Annotated in this window: 17 protein-coding genes; 8 read left to right on the forward strand and 9 right to left on the reverse strand. The window is 58.8% G+C overall.

Annotated elements, in window-relative coordinates:
- Positions 1-5: 5 nt before the first annotated feature.
- Positions 6-833 (reverse strand): protein-glutamate O-methyltransferase CheR, encoded by an 828-nt coding sequence (gene cheR / locus AC54XV_RS17920; RefSeq protein WP_003347319.1) that lies wholly within the window; start codon positions 831-833, stop codon positions 6-8.
- 51 nt (positions 834-884) lie between these two features.
- On the reverse strand, positions 885-1,811 hold the full coding sequence (locus AC54XV_RS17925) for a chemotaxis protein CheV (RefSeq protein ID WP_003316772.1): 927 nt from the start codon (positions 1,809-1,811) through the stop codon (positions 885-887).
- A 77-nt stretch (positions 1,812-1,888) separates the two neighbouring features.
- Between AC54XV_RS17925 and flgA the strand changes: the two genes are divergently transcribed.
- The 4 genes from flgA (at position 1,889) to AC54XV_RS17945 (ending at position 4,469) form a co-directional block, all read left to right on the forward strand.
- Positions 1,889-2,647 (forward strand): flagellar basal body P-ring formation chaperone FlgA, encoded by a 759-nt coding sequence (gene flgA, locus AC54XV_RS17930; RefSeq protein WP_011268462.1) that lies wholly within the window; start codon positions 1,889-1,891, stop codon positions 2,645-2,647.
- Positions 2,648-2,808: 161 nt separating this feature from the next.
- Positions 2,809-3,123, forward strand: a complete 315-nt coding sequence (flgM, locus tag AC54XV_RS17935) for a flagellar biosynthesis anti-sigma factor FlgM (protein ID WP_003404324.1) — start codon at positions 2,809-2,811, stop codon at positions 3,121-3,123.
- A gap of 49 nt (positions 3,124-3,172) precedes the next feature.
- A complete protein-coding gene (locus AC54XV_RS17940) occupies positions 3,173-3,640 on the forward strand; it encodes a flagella synthesis protein FlgN (protein WP_003404322.1) in 468 nt (155 codons plus the stop codon).
- Between the two features lie 82 nt (positions 3,641-3,722).
- Positions 3,723-4,469 carry a flagellar brake protein gene (locus AC54XV_RS17945; protein ID WP_003404320.1) on the forward strand — a complete coding sequence of 249 codons (747 nt, stop codon included), beginning with the start codon at positions 3,723-3,725 and terminating at the stop codon, positions 4,467-4,469.
- Between the two features lie 62 nt (positions 4,470-4,531).
- Here the strand turns inward: AC54XV_RS17945 and AC54XV_RS17950 are convergent, their stop codons facing one another.
- The 3 genes from AC54XV_RS17950 to AC54XV_RS17960 form a co-directional block, all read right to left on the reverse strand.
- Positions 4,532-5,953 carry an MFS transporter gene (locus AC54XV_RS17950; RefSeq protein ID WP_011268463.1) on the reverse strand — a complete coding sequence of 474 codons (1,422 nt, stop codon included), beginning with the start codon at positions 5,951-5,953 and terminating at the stop codon, positions 4,532-4,534.
- Between the two features lie 54 nt (positions 5,954-6,007).
- The gene (locus tag AC54XV_RS17955; RefSeq protein WP_161633392.1) at positions 6,008-7,249 is read right to left on the reverse strand and encodes a glutamine synthetase family protein; all 1,242 of its coding nucleotides are present in this window, start codon (positions 7,247-7,249) and stop codon (positions 6,008-6,010) included.
- A 202-nt stretch (positions 7,250-7,451) separates the two neighbouring features.
- Entirely contained in the window at positions 7,452-8,363 is a 912-nt protein-coding gene (locus AC54XV_RS17960) for a methyltransferase domain-containing protein (protein ID WP_011268465.1), read from the reverse strand.
- Between the two features lie 235 nt (positions 8,364-8,598).
- Between AC54XV_RS17960 and AC54XV_RS17965 the strand changes: the two genes are divergently transcribed.
- A complete protein-coding gene (locus AC54XV_RS17965) occupies positions 8,599-9,408 on the forward strand; it encodes a glycosyltransferase family 2 protein (RefSeq protein ID WP_011268466.1) in 810 nt (269 codons plus the stop codon).
- A gap of 63 nt (positions 9,409-9,471) precedes the next feature.
- On the opposite strand, the gene AC54XV_RS17970 is transcribed toward AC54XV_RS17965, so the two are convergent.
- The 3 genes from AC54XV_RS17970 to AC54XV_RS17980 form a co-directional block, all read right to left on the reverse strand.
- Positions 9,472-10,167 carry a sensor histidine kinase gene (locus tag AC54XV_RS17970; RefSeq protein WP_003404311.1) on the reverse strand — a complete coding sequence of 232 codons (696 nt, stop codon included), beginning with the start codon at positions 10,165-10,167 and terminating at the stop codon, positions 9,472-9,474.
- Positions 10,164-11,765: a tetratricopeptide repeat-containing response regulator gene (locus AC54XV_RS17975; protein ID WP_011268468.1), complete on the reverse strand. Its 1,602-nt coding sequence runs from the start codon at positions 11,763-11,765 to the stop codon at positions 10,164-10,166. Before AC54XV_RS17975 ends, AC54XV_RS17970 begins: the two co-directional genes overlap by 4 nt.
- Positions 11,766-12,167: 402 nt before the next feature.
- Positions 12,168-12,842 (reverse strand): TIGR04211 family SH3 domain-containing protein, encoded by a 675-nt coding sequence (locus tag AC54XV_RS17980; RefSeq protein ID WP_003316760.1) that lies wholly within the window; start codon positions 12,840-12,842, stop codon positions 12,168-12,170.
- Positions 12,843-13,294: 452 nt separating this feature from the next.
- On the opposite strand from AC54XV_RS17980, the gene ppnN reads away from it, so the two are divergent.
- Positions 13,295-14,668, forward strand: a complete 1,374-nt coding sequence (gene ppnN / locus AC54XV_RS17985; RefSeq protein ID WP_024659436.1) for a nucleotide 5'-monophosphate nucleosidase PpnN — start codon at positions 13,295-13,297, stop codon at positions 14,666-14,668.
- 51 nt (positions 14,669-14,719) lie between these two features.
- On the opposite strand, the gene AC54XV_RS17990 is transcribed toward ppnN, so the two are convergent.
- Positions 14,720-15,589, reverse strand: a complete 870-nt coding sequence (locus AC54XV_RS17990; RefSeq protein WP_024639338.1) for a helix-turn-helix domain-containing protein — start codon at positions 15,587-15,589, stop codon at positions 14,720-14,722.
- A gap of 153 nt (positions 15,590-15,742) precedes the next feature.
- Here AC54XV_RS17990 and pobA point away from each other — a divergent pair, with 153 nt between their 5' ends.
- Together pobA and AC54XV_RS18000 are read left to right on the forward strand one after the other, a co-directional pair.
- Positions 15,743-16,927 carry a 4-hydroxybenzoate 3-monooxygenase gene (gene pobA / locus AC54XV_RS17995; protein WP_060409368.1) on the forward strand — a complete coding sequence of 395 codons (1,185 nt, stop codon included), beginning with the start codon at positions 15,743-15,745 and terminating at the stop codon, positions 16,925-16,927.
- Between the two features lie 204 nt (positions 16,928-17,131).
- Positions 17,132-18,457 (forward strand): MFS transporter, encoded by a 1,326-nt coding sequence (locus AC54XV_RS18000; RefSeq protein ID WP_032656999.1) that lies wholly within the window; start codon positions 17,132-17,134, stop codon positions 18,455-18,457.
- Positions 18,458-18,507: the final 50 nt, after the last annotated feature.

Below are 18,507 nucleotides of genomic sequence, written 5' to 3' on the forward strand. Positions count from 1 at the left end.
GACCGTCACTTGGCCTTGTAGATGATCCCGGGGCTGCACTGAACCATCTGATAGTGATCCGGCAAACCATTGAGCGCTTCGGAAGCCCCGAGAAACAGGTAGCCGCCTGGCTTGAGCGTGCCGTGGATGCGCAGCAGGATGTCTTTCTTCACTTCGGCGGAGAAGTAGATCAATACGTTACGGCAGAAAACGATGTCGAACTTGCCCAGCGAGGCGTAGCTGTCGAGCAGGTTGAACGAGCGGAACTCCACACGACTCTTGATCGGCGCCTTGACCACCCAGCGGCCCGGACTTTTTACGTCAAAAAAGCGCTGCAGACGGTCCGGCGACAGGCCGCGACCGATGGCCAGGCTGTCGTACTCGCCGGTCTTGCAGTTATTGAGCATCAAGCCCGACAGATCGGTTGCGACGATCTGCACGCCCGATTTGAGCTGTCCCTGATTGGCTCGCTCGAACTCATCGATGGACATCGACAGCGAATACGGTTCCTGACCCGACGAACAGGCGGCCGACCAGATGCGCAGACGCTGACCAGGACTGGCCTTGATCTGCTCGGGCAAAACCTTGTTCTTCAACACTTCGAACGGATAGGTGTCGCGAAACCACAGGGTTTCGTTGGTGGTCATCGCATCGACCACCTGCTCGCGCAAACCACTGCGCGGCTGGGTCTGAATGCGCTGGACCAACTCGCCAAGCGACTTGATGCTTTGCTGCTCCATCAATTTGTTGAGGCGGCTGGACACCAGGTACTGCTTGTTTTCCCCAAGCAGAATGCCACAGGCTTTTTCCAGAAATACCCGGAACTGATCAAAATCCAAATTACCCGTAGACAAAGTGCCGCCTCTCAAATCATGTGAATCACCGGGGACGACGCCCCCGGCTGGTTATTCTGCTGCCTTGATCCGCGCAACGACCCTGGCCGCCAGATCATCAGGCCTGAATTTCGCGAGAAAATCATCCGCGCCGACTTTCTTGACCATCGCCTGGTTGAATACCCCTGACAGCGAGGTATGCAAAGTGATGTGCATCTTCTGCATGCGTGGATCATTGCGTATTGCTGCGGTAAGGGTATAGCCATCCATCTCCGGCATTTCAATGTCGGAGATCATCATCAGGAACTCTTCTTCAGGTTTTTTGCCTTCTGCGACCATCTTGAGCAGGTAATCCAGCGCCTGACGACCATCGTTGAGCGCTACGACTTCCACCCCGACGGTTTCCAGGCAGCGGCTCACCTGCTTACGGGCCACCGACGAGTCGTCGACCGTCAGCACGCGAAGGGAGACAGCCTTGTGCTGAACCTCGGCGTCAATGACACCGACCGAGATTTCTTCGGACACTGGCGCGACTTCGGCGAGAATTTTCTCGACGTCGATGATTTCCACCAGCTGGTTATCAACCCGGGTCACGGCGGTCAGGTAATGATCGCGCCCGGTGCCCTTGGGTGGTGGATGAATCTCTTCCCAGTTCATGTTGACTATGCGTTCGACAGAATGCACCAGAAAGCCCTGAACCTTGGTGTTGTACTCGGTAATGATGACGAAGGAATTAACCAGCGAAATCATCCCTGTGGAACCTGTCGCCATTGCCAGATCCATGATCGGGATCGTGCCGCCACGAATATTGGCCACGCCCCGAACGATCTTGCTCGATTTGGGCATGATGGTGAGTTTCGGGCATTGCAGTACTTCTTTTACCTTGAAGACGTTGATCCCATAGAGCTGCTTGCCGTCGAGACGGAACAAGAGCAGCTCCAGGCGATTCTGACCCACCAGCTGAGTTCGCTGGTTTACCGAATCCATTACACCTGCCATGCCGAACCCCCTTACAAAATGACCGCCGCCCAGACACCAGATCAACAAGCGGCACGGGCTTTGCTATTTATTACTTCATGAACGCAAAGACGACAATTTCTCGACACCTCGCATTAGAAACCCGCAGGCTTCTGTGCGCAATCGCCCTGCTGTGCCTTTCCAGCACGGTGACCCTCGCTCGTGCCGAGAATTTCACACTGCCTGAGCAGCTTATCGGCGTCACCCAAGGGTTTCTTGAGTTCACAGTAGAAGACTATTTGGCAACCAACCAGATTGACGGGCGTCATGAGATACAGGTCAAGCAGCTCGACCCGCGTTTAAGGATGGGTGCCTGCGACAAGGATTTGACAGCCACACTGGAAAGTCCGCGCCCGGTTGGCCGGGTTACCGTGCGGGTACGCTGCGAAGGTTCTTCGCCCTGGACGGTGTTTGTGCCCGCCCAGGTGTTGCTGTATCGCAACGTCGTGACCGTGATGCGCCCGCTCAAACGTGACGCGATCGTCACCGAAGAAGACGTTGCGATGCGCGAGCGGGATGTCAGCAGCCTGGGTCAGGGTTTCCTGGCATCGCTGGATCAGGCAGTCGGTCAGAAGGTTGTCCGACAGATGGTCATCGACCAGGTCATCACCCCGGTGGCGCTTGAGCAGCCACAAATGATTCACAAGGGCGATCAGGTGGTGATCATCGCCCGCAGCGGCTCGCTGGCGGTGCGCATGCCCGGCGAAGCGATGTCCGATGGAGGCTTCAACGAACAGATACGGGTGAAAAACCTCAATTCCCAGCGGGTGATCAAGGCAAGTGTCACCGGCCCAGGGCAGGTGGAAGTCGCTATGTAGTGCATTGATGGTGGCGCGAAGGGTGTGTTTTTTTTAGACTGCGGGGAATGCCCGACGGCAAATGTCGTCTATTGGGAAGCTTTCTCACAATCAGCCTAAAGTTTGATGGGGGTTGGCCGAAAACAAGGCAAGCGTCCAAACACCCAGAGGTTTTTTCAATCATGGTCATAGATTTCAGTCGCCTTAACAACTCACAGTCTGTTGCCGGTGCTTCACGTACCAGCGCCAGTAAAGACACCGCCAAAACCGATGCTCCAGCCCCTGCCGTCACCGCAGGTGTCAAAAGCACCGGGGAAACTTTTTCCTTGAGCAGTGAGGCTCAACAGTTGCAGAAAATCACGGACAAGCTGACCGATCTGCCAACCGTCAACAGTGCTCGGGTTGCCGAGCTCAAACAGGCCATCGCCGACGGTAGTTACACAGTGGACAGCAACCGTGTCGCCAGCAAACTGTTGAATTTCGAAACCCAACGCTAAGCCAAGGCTGGCGCTGGATATTCTGGACGCTTAAAAACCAGAGCATGCGATGCAAGACACTACTTTGCTGCAGATGATCACTGACGACATGGTTTCGGCCCGACAGCTTCTTGAGCTGTTGCAGGCCGAATCACTGATTCTTCACGGCCGCGACATGGGCGAGATGGAGCAGGTGCTGGCGCAGAAACAGGCGCTGGTCATTCTTCTCGACCAGCATGGTCGCAAACGTAGCCAGGTGCTTGCGGGCATGGGGCTGCCTGCCAATCGCAGTGGTCTCCAGCAACTGGCCAGCCAGTCGGATATCGGTGAGCAATTGCTGCTGGCCGCCGACGAACTGAATACGTTGATCAACGAATGCCAGACGCTCAACGAGCGCAATGGTAGTCTGATCCAGTTGCAACAGGTCAGTACCGCTCACCAGCTTCGCATCCTGAACGGTGGCGATACGCCTACACTCTATGACAGCCGCGGATCGACTGCGCTTAGAGCAAAACCACGCCCTCTGAGCCAGGCGTAACTTCCTGTATCAAGGTTTCGTGCATAGTGGCAGAATGCCTGCTGTTGCGTTGCCGTAGTATTTTGCCTGGAGATTCAAGAACGTGAATGGCTCAAGCGCGGACGATGCTCCGCAGCCCCCGAAGGTTCTCAATACACCTTTGGAAATTGCCGCTAACCTGCGGCTGCTACTCGAGAGTCATGATCCTCTGATCATTACCTTTCACGAGCGTCCCCAGCGCTTTCAGAGTTATCTGCTTGAAGTCGACCGTGACAACAACGTCATGGCCCTCGACGAAATGATCCCCCGCGATGGCGAACGCTTTCTGAGCAACGGCGAATCCTTCCGTGTCGAAGGCTTTCATGACGGCGTGCGGATTGCCTGGGAAAGTACTGCGCAGATGGACATCCTCAGCACCGACGGTCAACGCATGTACCGCGGCCCGATGCCTGAGGAAGTGGTTTATCACCAGCGCCGCAACGCCTTCCGGGCCGCGCTGAAGCTGGCGCAGCTGGTCGACGTCGAAATCGGCGGTGACCGCCTGAAATTCACGCTGGCCGGCAAGCTGCTGGATATTTCTGCCACCGGTTGCAAATTGCGCTTCGAGGGCGACGTGTCCGATCGCATGCAATTGGGCCAGGTATACGAGCGTTTCGTTGCCAAGCTGCCTTTCGGCGCCATGACAGCACCTGTCGAGTTGCGCCACCTGCATTTCGAAGAACGATTCAACACCACCTTTGCCGGCGTGCGCTTCCACAACATGAGTGGGCTGGTGCAGCGTCAGGTCGAACGTTTCGTCTATCAGTTACAGCGCGAAGCACGGCGCTTCGACAAAGACGACGACTTCTGACGCTCACCTGAATCCCCCGGCGATTGCGGCATTGCTGCCGCAATCGTGCACTGCCCTACCCCTCAGGCCTTCCAGGTCTCGCTTTCACGCTCGCGTTCATGCTCATCGGCTTCGGTTGTTTCCGCACCTGCAGCCGGCTCGCTCTGCGCCAGAACCTCGCTTTCTGCCTCGGCCTCTGCTTCAGACACCACCTCGGGATCCGCCTCTGGCTCAGGCTCAACGGTTGCCTGCATCTGCTCCTGAACCACCTGCTCATCGACACGCGGGTCAAGTGCAACCACCAGTGGCGAACTGGACATACTGTCCGGCATCGCAACGTGGTGCAGCGGTGCGTTTTCGACCTGGTGCAGGTGAGTGACCGCCTTGGGCCTGATCAGCAGCACCAGAATCACACCCGCGCCACAGACGAACGCATAGAGCATGTGCCCGCCAAACAGCTTCATCACCACACCTGCGGCCAACGGACCGATACTGGCGCCAATGCCATAGGTCATGAGCAACATGGCCGTCAGCGACACCCGGCGCTCGGCCTCGACGTGGTCATTGGCGAAGGCCACTGCCAGTGGATAGAGGCAGAACTGCATCAGCGAAGCCAGAAACCCGACACCGAACAGCACCTCGACCGGCACGCTGGGAAACACCGCCAGCGGTAACGACGCCACCACCAGGGCGGCGGCAAAGATACGCATCAGTACGGAACGGTCATAGCGGTCGGACAGCAGGCCCAACGGCCACTGCACCAGAAACCCGGCCAGAATGCAGCAGCCCATGAACAGACCGACCTGCTCGGTGGACAGCCCCTGCTCGGCGGCGTAGACCGGCGCCAGGCCGTAGAACGAACCGATTATCAGACCGGCGCCCAGTACCGCCGTCAACGACTGCGGCACACGTTTCATGAAGAAGCGCGGCTCCAGTGGTGCCGGATGCAGAGGCGCCGGGTGAATCGCCCGGGTCATGGCGACGGGCACCAGGCACAGTGCGAAACACAGCGCTACCAGCATCAGCAGCTCAGGCCCCAGTTGCGGGTGAACCACCAGCACCAGCTGACCCAGTACCAGCCCCAGGTAGGATGCAATCATGTAGCCGCTGAAGACCATGCCGCGCTGTTTGGCGGCCGCCTGCTCGTTCAGCCAGCTCTCGATGACCATGTATTGGCACATCATGCCCAGACCGACGATCACCCTCAGCACCAGCCAGGCGGGCAACCAGCTGATCAGGCCATGCCCCAGCACCGCCGCACCGACAATGCCGGCACAGGTGGCGTAGGCGCGAATATGCCCGACACGGCCGATCAGGCGGTGACCGATCTTGCCGCCCAGCACCAGACCGAAATAGTTGGCGGCCATCAACGCACCGACCCACAGGCTGTCAACCTGATCGGCCGCCAGGCGCAGGGCCAGATAAGTGCTCAGCAGACCCGAGCCGATCAACATCATCAACGAGGCAAAATAAAGCGCTCGAAAGGACTTCCAGATTTGGCGCATCAACTTTCCAAAAATAGGGAGTCGCCCGACTGGGCGAGCCCGACACTGCGATTCTTAAACCTGAGCAGCCAGCACGCGCCGTTCCCAGGGGGTTATCTCGTCGAAAAAACTGGTCAGTTCCAGGGCCTTCGACGCAATGTAGCCTTCGATGAATTCATGACCAAACAGTTCCTTGGCCAACTGACTGCTTTTCAGACGCTCCAGAGCAGCGTGCAAGGTACACGGCAGTAACAATTCTTCCGGCACCTCCAGTTCGCCCTGCAGCGGCGGCGTCGGTTCCAGTCGCTGCTCGATGCCGTGCAACCCGGCCGCCAGACTTGCAGCGATGGCCAGATAGGGATTGGCGTCAGCGCCCGGCAGACGATTCTCCACCCTTCTGGCCGCCGCTGCACTCGACGGAATACGTAATCCGGCAGCGCGATTGTCGTAGGACCAGCAAGCGTTGTTGGGCGATGCATAAGGATGGCACAGGCGCTGGTAGGAATTCACATTGGGCGCGAACAGCGCGGTGAAGTCCGCCATGCAGGCTTGCTGGCCGGCAATGAAATGACCAAACGTGTCGCTCGGCTCACCCTGCGCATCACTGAATACATTCACTGCGCCCTCTGCTGCCACCACGCTCTGATGGATATGCATCGAACTGCCCGCCGTATGGGCGAGCGGTTTGGCCATGCACACCACGATGAGCCCGTGTTTGAGCGCAACCTCCTTGAGCAGGTGCTTGAACAGAAAAGTCTGATCGGCCAGCAGCAGCGGATCGCCATGCAGCAGGTTGATCTCGAACTGGCTGACACCCATCTCGTGCATCACCGTGTCACGCGGCAGCCCCAGCGCTGCCATGCAGGCATACACCTCGGCAAAAAAAGGCCGCAAGCCGTTGTTGGAGCTGACGCTGAATGCCGAGTGCCCCTGTTCGCGTCGCCCGTCCAGCCCGGTCGGCGGCTCGAATGGATAAAGCGGCTCGGGATTGGGCGCGAAGACAAAAAACTCGAGTTCGGTGGCCACCACTGGCACCAGGCCCCGCTCGGCATAACGGCCAATAACTGCCTTGAGCTGATTGCGGGTGGAGAGCATGCACGGCTGGCCATCGAGGTCCTGCGCATCGCAGATGGCCAAGGCTCGCGGCGACGTGCTCCAGGGTAGACGGTGGAGCTGCTGCGGATCACTGATCAGTGCCAGATCGCCGTCGTCACTGCCGTAAAAGCGCGCCGGCGGATACCCGCCCATGATGCATTGCAGCAACACGCCGCGCGCCAGCTGCAAACGGCGACCTTCGAGAAAACCTTCAGCCGTCATTACCTTGCCGCGCGGTACACCGTTCAAATCCGGGGTTACACACTCCACTTCATCAATGCCCATCAGCATTTCTTTCTGCGAATGGGGGTCATTGCCTGTCATGGGTCAGTCCTTTTAGTTGAGCAGCAGACGCCAAGCTTCAACCTTCAGACTGCAATCTTCAAGCACCGCGCTCCAGGCTGCCGGCCTGCCGCTAAGCGTGTCAGAGAACCGGGTTATGGAAAGGTGTCCCGGTCACTTCGATGAACTCCTTTCGGTAGTCTTCGTTTTCCGGGTCGACCACAAGGGCCTGGCGCAGGAATTCGACGCCTTCGGCCACATTGCCCAACTGACGACTCAGGGCGCCGGCGAGGTGCAGTCTGGTGGCATCGAAAAAATTGAATGACAGCATGATCTTGGTCAGCGTCAACGCGTTCTCGAGCTTGCCCGCCATCAACAACTGGTTGAACTGGGTGTTGAAGTCGCCGAGATCCTGCCACTTTTCGGCAGACAACCCTTCGACTTTGCGGAGCACGACGGTGTGGCCGTTGCCCACTTTCGAATCGGTCTCTTCGACGCACTCGATGTACCAGCAACCCAGGCCTGACGAGTTAACGTAATTGACCGCGCGGAGCATGCTTTGCAGGGAAAAGACCTGATAGTGACCGCGCCATTCACCTTCCGTGACGGTGGTCATGTCGACCTTGTTTTCATAGTCCTCGATCATCTGCGTCAGCGTCGTCAAACGACGCGCCCGATCGGTCTTGGCTGCCGTGCGCTTGGGAAAGATGCAGAAGAATACCCCGCCGTTCTTCAGCACTCTGAAGGATTCGACGTAGGCAGAAAACAGATTGGGGACGTGCTCGATGACGTGCGAACTGATCAGATAGTCAACCGACGAGTCCGGCGTATGGATGCATTGAAAATCGCCCAGCATGTCGACCTTCGAAACGTCGCCCGAGACTTTCATCTGCTCGACGAAGTACTGCTGATAGTCTTCCATGTCGCGGGGGTGCAGAAAATCCACACCGTTGCACGGCGCAACGTTGAGGCAATTGGCAAGGTTGAACGCGTTGTGAGCCGCTGCGCCCAACTCTATTCCGTGCCCCTGGCAGTACTTTTTAGCTAACAGCATCACCCACCCACCGCTCATCGTGATATCGAATACAGCCTTTCAACTATTTCGGCGGTGCCCGCTAAAACTTTAACCAGCACCACTCCAGGCCTTTGGCGTGCCAGCAATTGGCGCAAATATTGCAGTCCACCGCGTACATACATCGATTTACGTCAGCGCAGGCCTGAACCACCCGCCACGCGGCAACGCAAGTCAACAACAATCACGCTAACGCCCAAGAGAACAGAGGATCACCATGATCAATGGTCAAAAGGTTGGCTGCGGAATCGTCACCTACAATCGTCCTGCGCTGCTGAAAAAGCTTTACGATTCCCTGCCTGCCGAGATCATCGACTGCGTTGTCATCATCAATGACGGCGATGTGTACCCGGAGTTTTCCGCGTATGACAGCGAGGTGTTCTTCAATAACGAAACCAACCTCGGCGTTGGAAAATCCAAGAACAGAGCCTTGTCGCGACTCATGGATGCCGGGTGCGAGCATCTGTTCCTGATCGAAGACGACATCTATATAAAAAGTCCGGAAGTATTCGAGCTTTATATTCTGACCTCGACGCTGACCGGCATTCAGCACCTCAATTACAGCCAGCATGGTCTGATGAACAAGACGCCGTCGGGCGAGGCCAACGCGGTGTACAGGATTGACTACGGCAATGGCATCAACCTGCCCTTGTACCGCCATTGCGTCGGTGCGTTTTCCTACTACTCCAGACGCAGTCTGGAAGCCGCCGGCCTGATGGACGAGACGTATCACAACGCCTTTGAACACGTCGATCACACACTGGCCATCATCAACCAGAACATGCACCCGCCTTTCTGGTTTTTTGCCGACATCGATAATTCGCAACTGTACCTGGGGGACGAGCCCTGGACGCTCGAGGGCTCAACGATTTCGTCCGACACCCTGCACCGCAAAAACGCCCTCGCGGCCATTGAACACTTCACGCTCAAGCACGGCTGCGAACCGGTCAGACATCCGTTGGCGTCTGATCAGGAACTGATGGACAGCCTGAACAGTATCAAACAGAACTTCGGATTGAATATCTAAGCGCCGAACCTGCCCCGCAATCCTGACAAGGCGTTGCGGGGTACTCGTTGCAAGACCGCTGCCTCAGGGCAGGGTCATACTGAACATCGCCCCGCCCAGCACCCCGCCGTTGGCGATTTCAATGCGCCCGCGCATGCCGTTGCGTACATGCAACTGGGCAATGTGTGCAGCGAAGTACAAGCCCAGGCCAGTACTGCCGCTGCCCTGGTTGATGCCCTGCACGTATTCGGTCTGGCGCTCGATCAGATACGCCGGGTAACCGGGGCCGTCGTCATTGATGGTGATCTTCAACTGCCCGCCTTCATCACCAACACTGACAACGATCTGCTCACGGGCGAAACCGATGGCGTTGACGATGATATTGCCCACCACCGAGCCGATCAGTTCGCGGTCGAAAAAGCCCAGGGGGCTTGCCACATCGATCGCATGACGGGCGGCAATGCCGCGGCTGCCCAGCACGTCCTGATGATGGGCCAGTTGCGCTTCGATGAAATCGTCCAGTTCGTGGTAATCCGGACGCAACGGCATCTGGTTGACACCCAGTTTATAGAGGCCGAGCAACTGCACGAGCATGCCATTGAGGTTGGCAAACTCATAGTCGATGACGCCGTGCTCCGGCGTGTCACGCTGCTGCACCGAAAGCTTCGCCTGCCATTGGCTGTGCGCCTGGGTCAGCGTCGCCAGCGAGTTCTTCATGTCGTGCACCGTGGAGGCGATCACCATGGAAAAGTCGAGGCCCTGCTCTGTCTCTTCATTCATGCGCTGAACGCCCTCTCCCTGAGTTTGTGGTAGCGCTCATAGCGTGGATCGCTTTCCGGGATCTTGCCCAGCATGGTCAGGCTGGCACGACACTCGTCAATTCCGGCCTGGCCTAGATCCTGTCCAGGGTGAAGCAGCGACTGCACCATGTTCAGCACGATACTGATGTTCTTCGGCTGCAAGCCAAGCGCACTGCGGAAAAATGCCTGTGCTTCGGTGAGGTTGCCGGCCTTGTAGCTGCGCACGCCTTGCAGGTTGAAATCGACAGCCGCCTTGCTGGCCCCCAGAATCGCCGGATCATCGGTCATGCTGGCAATGCTTTTCATCACCGCAGGATCGTCGCCATAGGCTCCCGCACAACTCTTCAAGACGCCGGCACCGGCCTCTTCCTGACCGAGCTGCTTCAGTTGCGCAGCCACCATCAGTGCGGCGTCGGCACTGAGCACCTGCTCCATGCCATCCAGTCTGGCCATTGCCTGCTCGGTGAGCTTGGCTGCGGCTTCCGGGTCCGAATGCTGCAGGCTGGCCGCCTTCATCAGCCGGGTGCGCACTTGCAGACCTTGATCGTCGCCATGCTCCTTGGCAACGTCGACGAGGGCGTTGTTGATCTCGACGCGGGTGCGCGCATCAAGACCCTGATCGCCGCCCTTGCTGATCAACGCGTGAGCCAGCCCCAGATTGGTTTCCGGATCCTTGAAACGCGAATGCTGACCTTGGGAGACGGCCTGGCGATAGGCCTTGGAGGCACTTTCGAAGTCCTCGTTGCCCAGCGCTAGCTTGCCCAGCAGCTTCTGTCGACGCACCGCCAGCGGCGACAGGCGCACTGCGCTTTCCAGCACAGACTGCGCGCGTTTGCCATCGCCAAGCGCCACCAGCACATCAGCGAGGCCATCGAACAGCGCAGGCATGGTCGGAAACGCCTTGATCGCCTGCTCGTAGACAGCCTGTGCCTCGGCGGTCTTGCCGCGCTTGAGCAGCAGGCTGCCCAATGCACCGTAAGCCCACGGCGTGGCCCGATCAGCCAGAATGGTCTTGAGGAACGCTTCCAGGGGCTCGTTCTGCTTCAGATCACGCAAGGCATCGGCCTTGTAACGCAGGCACAACGGCGCATAACGCGGGTCCTGCTCGATCAGCTTGTCGCACGCGGCCAGCACCTCGGCCGGCTTGCGACGGTCGAGGGCCTGCAGAATCGGCTTGAGCAAGGTCTTGCGCTGCACCAGCTTTTCCAGCCGCTGGGCCAGCCCGGCGCGGTTGAACGGCTTGGTCAGGTAACCATCCGGCTCCCACTCAAGCGCACTCATGACCATCGCCTGACTGTTTTCGGCAGTGACCATGATGAATACGCTTTCGTAACTCAGCAGCCGCTCGATCATCAGGTCTTCCAGCACCTGCTGGCCGTTCTTGCGGCCATCACCCAGGTTGAAATCGTGCAGCACGAAGTCATAACGCTTTTGCGAGCACATGCGCAGAGCCTGCTCACCGGTATCGGCGGTGTCCACTTCCTTGACGCCCAGCTCACGCAGCATCGATCTCACTGAACTGCGAAAGTCAGAGAAATCATCAACGATAAGAAAGCTTTTTTGGTTGTACGCCAGCATCCGGATTCCTGCACAGGAGAGGGGTGAAAATATGAGACCCGTGGCCTGAAAACGATTCAGGCCCGACTCGGCAGCCCATTTTTCAGGACGCACATAATAACTGATGGCAAAGCGCCACAATACGACTTGCCGGTACCCTCCCCCTATGCGTCAAAGCGCGAGGGTGAGGGCAACACTCAGTTTTTCGACCATCCACGCAGAAACTGTAGAACGAACATCAACTTCGCACACGGACTCTGTGCCAGGCAGGCCTGAAGAGTGTGGGCCGGGTCGTGATTGCGGCAGGGGAAAGGCATTTTCGGAGAGGTTTGTCACACATCGGCTGTGCATTCGATACAACGCACAGCGTGGCGGAACGGCATGCCAGCGCGGCGCGCTGGCATGCGAGGTTGCACAGGTGGTTTACACCCAGCCGTCGTTCTTCTTGCGGCCCTTGGTCAGCGCCGGAAGGATCAGGCCGACCAGCAAGCCAGCACCGGCAATGCTGCCGCCGTAGACCATGTAACGCATCATCACCTGCTTGTTCTCGTCGCCAAGTCGCGCCTGAGTCGCACGCAACTCAGCCTGAGAGTCGGCCAGTTGATCGTTGAGGGTCTTGGTGCGCGCCTCCAGTTCGTCGACCAGCTTCTTGCGCGCGTCCAGCGTTTCCTGCATGCCTTGCACGCGGGTCTTCCAGGTGTTGTCGATGCCCGCCAGCTGCTCGGTCAGGTCGGCAACCTGCTGAGTCAGCTGCGGCACACGCTCGGCCTGGCCAGGGACTTCCTGCAAGTCGCTGCTGGGGATCCACACGGTGGAACCGCCTTCGCCACGCACCTGGCTGAACTTGCCCGAAGCGCTGAGCAGCTCGACCTTCTGCCCGGATTTCAGCGTCCCCACAATCCGATGATCATCGGTTGGTCCGCTGCGTACGTAGGTAGTGAGGCTGTCGCTGACCCAGCGATCGCTGCCGGCGGCCTGTGCGCTGCCAGGCATGACAACGGTCAATGCAGCGCCAACCAGGCCTGCGCCGAGCAAGCGACGCGAAACGGCGAACAGGCCAGGGGCTCGGGAAAGAAGTGCGGAAAAATGACGAGACATGGCGATAATTATCTTTATCTGAAATGAAAATAAAGCCTCGTTTAACGGGCCGGCTAAGGATGGGAGCGGCAAGTGATCAACGGTTTTGCAACTCCTGCCCGGACGGAATGTCTGCCTATCAGGCGCGTTGAAAAAGCACCTGATGATCCCTTTCATGCAGGCCGTCCAGAAAGTCCATCAGCTAACAGACTCCGTTAAAGGGGTCAGGTTCACTATTGCCCGTTGTCCGCGTCAAAATTCAGCCGCACGGTCATGCGAAGCAAGTGCCTGCTTTCAAAAGAATTCGCCTGCCGATTCAATCCTGCGATGACGCACAAGGGCTCAAACGAGGGACGTCGGCAGTCCGGCGTTTGCTTTCCCGGCCAAGTGCTGTAGAAAAGGCCCCACAGGGGTGAATCTTCTCGATATTCACCATCCTGATGCTCGACTGCATCGCTCTAATGGAAAATAGAATGATCCCAAGACAAGTGATTAACGCCACCGTAAGCCCGAAAGGCAGCCTTGAAACCCTGTCCCAACGTGAAGTGCAGCAGCTCAGCGCGGCCGGTTCAGGCAGCACCTATACCCTGTTTCGCCAGTGCGCCCTGGCCATTCTCAATACCGGCGCCCACGTCGATAACGCCAAGACCATTCTTGAAGCGTACGAGAGTTTTGAAGTCCGCATCCATCAACAGGACCGCGGGGTTCGCCTGGAGCTGCTCAACGCTCCGGCCGATGCCTTCGTCGACGGCGAGATGATCGCCAGCACCCGCGAAATGCTGTTCAGCGCCTTGCGCGACATCGTCTATACCGAAAGCGAACTGGACAGCCAGCGCATCGACCTGAGCAATTCCCAGGGCATCACCGACTACGTGTTCCATCTGCTGCGCAATGCTCGTACCCTGCGTGCCGGTGTCGAGCCGAAGATGGTGGTGTGCTGGGGCGGCCATTCGATCAATACCGAAGAATACAAATACACCAAGAAAGTCGGCCATGAACTGGGCCTGCGCAGCCTGGATATCTGCACCGGCTGTGGCCCCGGCGTGATGAAAGGCCCGATGAAAGGCGCGACCATCGCGCACGCCAAGCAGCGCATCGTCGGCGGTCGCTACCTGGGCCTGACCGAGCCGGGCATCATCGCCGCCGAAGCGCCCAACCCGATCGTCAATGAGCTGGTGATCCTGCCGGACATCGAAAAACGTCTCGAAGCCTTCGTGCGCGTCGGCCACGGCATCATCATCTTCCCCGGTGGCGCAGGCACTGCCGAAGAGTTCCTGTATCTGCTGGGCATTCTGATGCATCCGGACAACAAGGATGTGCCGTTCCCGGTGATCCTGACCGGCCCGAAAAACACCGAACCGTACCTGCAGCAGTTGCACGCGTTTGTCGGTGCCACGCTGGGTGAAGAGGCGCAGCGTCACTATCAGATCATCATCGACAACCCGGCGGACGTTGCCCGGCAGATGACCCAGGGCCTGAAGGAAGTGAAGCAGTTCCGCCGCGAGCGTAACGACGCGTTTCACTTCAACTGGCTGCTGAAGATCGAGGAAAGCTTCCAGCACCCTTTCGATCCAACCCACGAGAACATGTCGAAGCTGCATTTGAACCACGATGTGCCGACTCACGAACTGGCCGCCAACCTGCGCCGGGCGTTTTCCGGCATCGTCGCCGGCAACGTCAAGGACAAGGGCATTCGCCTGATCGAACAGCACGGTCCGTATCAGATCCACGGCGACCCATCGATCATGGGCCCGCTGGACAAACTGTTGCAGGCCTTCGTCGATCAGCACCGCATGAAGCTGCCAGGCGGCGCGGCGTACGTGCCGTGCTATCAGGTCGTAACCTGACCGCATAGCGACGTACGGCAAGCCGACGGGGTGCTCTTGAGCACCCCGTTTCTATTTTTGCTGGCGAAATGCCTTGGGCGACTGCCCGGTAGCGCGCTTGAAGAAGCGCGAAAAATACGCAGGCTCGGAAAACCCAAGGCTGTCTGAGACCTGATTGATGGTCAGGGTGGTGTAGATCAGGTTGCGCTTGGCCTCCAGCAACAAGCGCTCACTGATGATCTGCAAGGCCGACTGGTTGCACAGCCGCCGACACAGTGCATTCAAATGCGCGGCGCTGATACCCATCGCCTGAGCATGCTGGTCGATCGACCAGTGCTCGCGAAAACTCGCTTCCAGTTGATGCATGAACACCTGCAAATGCTCGCGGCCGCGATCCATCGCATGAGTCTCTTCTCCGGCATGCTCACTGCTGCGCCGACTGAGCCACACCGCCAGCACATTGACCAGCGAGTGCAGCATCAGATCGCGGCCCGCTCTGGGCTGCCGGTATTCATTGGCAATGGCATTGAACAGCGTGTCCACGTAATCGCCGTCCGCCCCGAGCGCATAGCAGCGTGCCGCGCTGAGGGCTGAGACGTCGAGCGCAGCCTCGAGTTGCTCCACCAAGGGTCTGGCCAGGCTGAGAATATGGCCCTTAATATCTCTGGAGAACCTGAAGGTGTGCACGCTCAGTGCGGGAACGACCTGCAACGAAGGCATCTCGACCTCGCTGACCCGGTCCTCGACCTTGAGCATCGCCTTGCCCGACTGCACGTAAAGCAACTGGACCAGATCGCCATGCCGATGCGGCTTGATCTCCCATTCGTGAATCCTGCTGCGCTCGGGGATCGACTCGCAGTGGATCAGGTCCGGGGTCGGCCAGGCCGTGGTTTCCCCGTAGAGCTTGAACACCGGTATCGCTGCTGTGGCAGGTCTGGCCATGTCGCCCTCTCTCGTCCAGACCCTCGAAAAGTCCAGATAATGCAGCGGATATTGCCTTCTTATCTCGACGGCATCCATTAAAAATGCAGGAGACAAAAATAAACACTTCCCGCTGATTAAACCTGGCAGGGATCAAAAGACAGGACTATCGCCATGAAGACCAAGGTTGCCATTATCGGTTCAGGCCCTTCCGGGCTGCTGCTGGGCCAACTGCTGCAGCGTGCCGGCATCGACAACGTCATCGTCGAGCGCAAGGACCCCGATTACATCCTTTCGCGCATCCGCGCCGGCGTGCTGGAACAAGGCATGACCGACCTGTTGCGTGAAGCGGGGGTCAGTGAACGCATGGACGCAGAGGGCCTGATCCATGACGGTTTCGAGCTGGCGTTCGCCGGTCGCTGCGAGCGTATCGACCTGAAGAGTCATGCCGATGGCAGGACGGTGATGGTCTACGGCCAGACCGAGGTCACCCGCGACCTGATGGCCGCGCGCGCCGCGACCGGAGCAATGACGATCTACAACGCTACGGACGTCAAAACGCACGAGCTCAAGAGCGATAGTCCGTACCTGACGTTCGTGAAAGACGGCGAGACCGTGCGCCTGGACTGCGATTACATTGCCGGCTGTGACGGCTTTCACGGGGTCTCACGGCAATCGATTCCCGCTGACGCCCTCAAGGTATTCGAACGCGTCTATCCGTTCGGCTGGCTCGGCGTACTGGCCGACACGCCGCCGGTCAACGAAGAGCTGGTCTACGCCAATCACCCGCGCGGCTTTGCCTTGTGCAGCATGCGCTCGGCCATTCGCACCCGCTATTACGTGCAGGTCAGTGCCGACGAGAAGGTCGAAGACTGGTCGGACGAGCGCTTCTGGGATGAACTCAAATCCCGTCTGCCCGAGCATCTGGCAGAGCGACTGGTCACCGGCCCGTCCATCGAGAAAAGCATCGCGCCGCTGCGCAGCTTTGTGGTTGAACCCATGCAGTACGGCCGCCTGTTCCTGCTCGGCGACGCCGCGCACATCGTCCCGCCGACCGGTGCCAAGGGCCTGAACCTGGCGGCCAGCGATGTCAGCACGCTGTACCGCATCCTGCTCAAGGTCTATCAGGAAGGCCGCACTGACCTGCTGGAAAAGTATTCACAGATCTGCCTGCGCCGAGTGTGGAAAGCCGAGCGCTTCTCCTGGTGGATGACGTCGGTGCTGCATAACTTCCCCGACACCGACGCCTTCAGCCAGCGCATCCAGCAGACCGAACTGGACTACTACGTCGGCTCGGAAGCCGGGCGCAGGACCATTGCCGAGAATTATGTAGGCTTGCCGTATGAGGCTGTCGAGTAGAGCGTTGGCCCCGGCGCTGTGATTGAGCTGCGTACTCACAAGCCATAGGCTGCCCGTCGACATGCGTTGTGCAATCACACAACGCATGCTCCCCGCCGCCGTGCAAAACCCCAAAGCGTTTTCGACACTGCCCGCCTATGATCAGACGTGCGTCCAATAGCTATCTGGCTATATAAAAACAACAAGCACAGAGGAACACCCGCCATGACACCTGTTTCGACCCACGAGGTGGGCGACGCCGAAGGCAATCATGTCTACCGTCGCATCACCCTGCGCCTTATCCCGTTTATCTTCATTTGTTACCTGTTCAATTACCTCGACCGCGTGAACGTCGGCTTTGCCAAGCTGCAGATGCTCGATGCCCTGAGTTTCAGCGAGACGGTCTATGGCCTGGGCGCCGGTATTTTCTTCATTGGCTACGTGCTGTGTGGCCTGCCCAGCAATCTGGCGCTGAACCGCTTCGGGCCGCGTCGCTGGATCGGTCTGATGATGATTACCTGGGGAATCTTCTCGACCTGCCTGATGTTCGTCACCACGCCGGTCGAGTTCTACGTGCTGCGCTTTCTGACCGGTATGGCAGAGGCCGGTTTCTTCCCAGGCATCGTGCTGTACCTCTCGCGCTGGTATCCGGATCAGCGTCGCGGGCGGATCATGGCACTGTTCATGTCGGCCATCCCGGTCTCCGGCCTGCTGGGCGGCCCGTTTTCCGGATGGATTCTCAATCATTTCGCTGCGGGCCAGGGCGGCATGGCCGGCTGGCAATGGATGTTCCTGATTCAGGGCGTGCCGACCGTGGCGCTGGGTGTGCTGGCCTTCGTTCTGCTGTGCGACAAGGTCGAGGATGCCCGCTGGCTGACGCCCGGGCAGCGTCAGCGGGTCAAGACCGATATCACCAACGATGAACTGAGCCGTCCGGTGCACGGCAAAAGCTCGGTGGCTTCCGTGCTGAGCATGCCGTTCATATGGATCCTGGGCTTTATCTACTTCTGCATTCAAAGCGGCGTCTACGCGATCAATTTCTGGCTGCCGTCGATCATCAAGAACCTCGGTTTCAGCGATGCACTGGTGATCGGCTGGATCAGCGCCGTGCCGTACCTGATGGCGGGCGTGTTCATGCTGCTGGTCGGCCGCTCCGCCGACCTGCGCAATGAGCGCCGCTGGCATCTGGTGGTCCCGATGCTGATGGGCGCGACCGGCCTGATCATCGCCGCCAACTTCGCGACGCTGCCCATCGTTGCCATCATCGGGCTGACTATCGCGACCATGGGTGCGCTGACCAGCCTGCCGATGTTCTGGCCATTACCGACCGCCCTGCTGAGCGCCAGCGTTGCCGCAGGCGGGCTCGCGCTGATCAACTCGATTGGGCAGATGGCAGGCTTTCTCAGCCCTTACCTGGTGGGCTGGATCAAGGATCAGACCGGCTCGACTACCCTGGCGCTGTATTCACTGGCCGCGCTGACCATCGTCGGCAGTCTGGTGGCACTGCGGGTCAGTCGGTCGTCGGCAGTCAAGGTGGCAGGGACCGCCTGAGCGCCATTGCCGAAGACAGCTTGATCCTGCGCAGCTGGCGTGGAGCGGGA

It is taken from the genome of Pseudomonas fragariae (ex Marin et al. 2024) (genome assembly GCF_059621105.1).